Origin of the sequence: Bradyrhizobium sp. CCBAU 25338, assembly GCF_028128965.1 — a bacterium.
Taxonomy (GTDB): Bacteria; Pseudomonadota; Alphaproteobacteria; order Rhizobiales; family Xanthobacteraceae; genus Bradyrhizobium; species Bradyrhizobium liaoningense.
Map to the genome: position 1 here is coordinate 1 of NZ_LFKY01000016.1, position 1,800 is coordinate 1,800.

Sequence of the window (1,800 nt, forward strand, 5' to 3'; positions counted from 1 at the left end):
AACCTTCTCGCGCTCAACGCCACCATCGAGGCGGCCCGCGCGGGTGAGGCCGGCCGCGGCTTTGCGGTGGTTGCGAGCGAAGTGAAATCGCTGGCGAGCCAGACGGCGAAGGCGACGGACGAGATCTCCTCGCACATCGCGGGCATGCAGGGCGCCACGGCCGAATCGGTCGCCGCGATCAAGGAGATCGGCGCGACCATCGGCCAGATCTCGTCGATCTCGACGTCGATCGCGAGCGCGGTCGAGCAGCAGGGCGCCGCCACCCAGGAGATCGCCCGCAGCGTCCAGACGGTCGCGCAAGGCACGCAGACGGCCGCCACCGATATCGGCGAGGTCAACCGCGGCGCCGCCGAGACCGGCTCGGCCTCGGAAGAGGTGCTGAATTCGGCCAAGACCCTGTCGAGCGAAAGCACCCGCCTGCGCGCCGAGCTCGACCGCTTCATGGCGAATATAAGGGCGGCGTAGGTTCGCGGCCTCCGAGGTCCGCGCCGTCGCCCACACTCCGCCGTCGTCCCGGACAAGCGCGTCCCCAGGCGCGCGCTTGTCCGGGATGACAGCAGAGATTGGCGCGGCAATCGATTTGTAACGGCGCCAGAAAGCCTGCCTTAACGATTCCCTGGGTCGCCTAACCGCCAGTTGCGGCGCCACAAATTTACCACAGCTTATCCTTTGCCCCGTAACGTGCAGAAGAGCCGGGAAGCGGGCTGCTTCCGGGATGCGCCTGGTTTTCCGCGAATGGAATGGGGTGGGGGAATGTCGGTCAAGTCGAAGTCGAGCAAATCGAAGCTGCCAACGCTGCGCTTTCGCGCAAAAATCATCCTCGGCTTTGGGGCGGTGCTAGCCATTCTCGCCGTCAGCATGGCGTTCGCCTATTTCGGCTTCGAGCGAATCGCAGGCGCCGTGGCGTCCTACCGCACCAGCGTATCGGAAGCCGATCTGGCGCGGACGGTCGATCGCGAGCTGGTCGCCTATCAGGGGCTGGCGCGGGCCTATACCCTGACCGGCGCGGCCGATGATGAGACCGCAGCCAAGGCCGCTGAAGGCAATCTGAAGAGCGCGATCGCCAAGTCGATGACGGCGACGACCGGCGCCGCCCGCCGTGAGCAGGTCGGCAAGCTCGAGACCGAGTTCCAGAACTTTACGAAAGTCTTCGGCGAGATCATCACGCTGACGCGCGAGAACAACAAGATCGCGGCCGACGAACTCAACAGTGTCGGCAACAAGATCCGCTTCAAATTCGACGATCTCGCCGACACCGCAGCTCTGGCGGGCCTGAACTCGGTCCAGACCACGGCCAAGGACGTCACCTCGCAATATCTGGCGGTCTCCACCTCGGTCGGCGCATTCGTGGCCAAGCCGGAGCCGAAGACCGCCGACGGCGTGATCGCCCGCATCAAGTTCCTCGAGACGCTGCTGGTCTCCATCTACGCGAATGACCAGAAGATCACGGATCGCGTCAAGGAGATCGGCGATCTCTTGAAGCAGTACCGCACCTCGTTCGCAAAGCTGAATGAGAACGTGAAGGTCATCGTCAAGCTGAACGGCGAGATGACGAAGACGGCCGCGACCATCCTCAAGCTCTCGGCCGAGCTGCGTTCGGATCTGACCGCCGACCAGCAACGCATCGAGGCGAGCGCCAATTCCACCATCGTGGAAACCGAGCAGCTGATGCTGATGCTGGCGCTGGGCGGGCTGGCCGTGGGCACCGTGCTGGCCTTGTGGCTCGGCAACGGCATCTCGCGGCCGATGATCGCGATGTGCAAGGCGATGCGCGAGCTCGCGTCGGGCAATTTCGACGTC

Annotated in this window: 1 protein-coding gene and 1 pseudogene; both read left to right on the forward strand. The window is 64.6% G+C overall.

Annotated elements, in window-relative coordinates; genetic code table 11:
• Nucleotides 1-465: methyl-accepting chemotaxis protein (locus ACM42_RS08420; RefSeq protein WP_271527495.1), on the forward strand; the 465-nt coding region annotated here is incomplete at its 5' end.
• 288 nt (nucleotides 466-753) lie between these two features.
• Nucleotides 754-1,800 (forward strand): annotated as a pseudogene (locus ACM42_RS08425) (methyl-accepting chemotaxis protein); the annotation flags it as partial.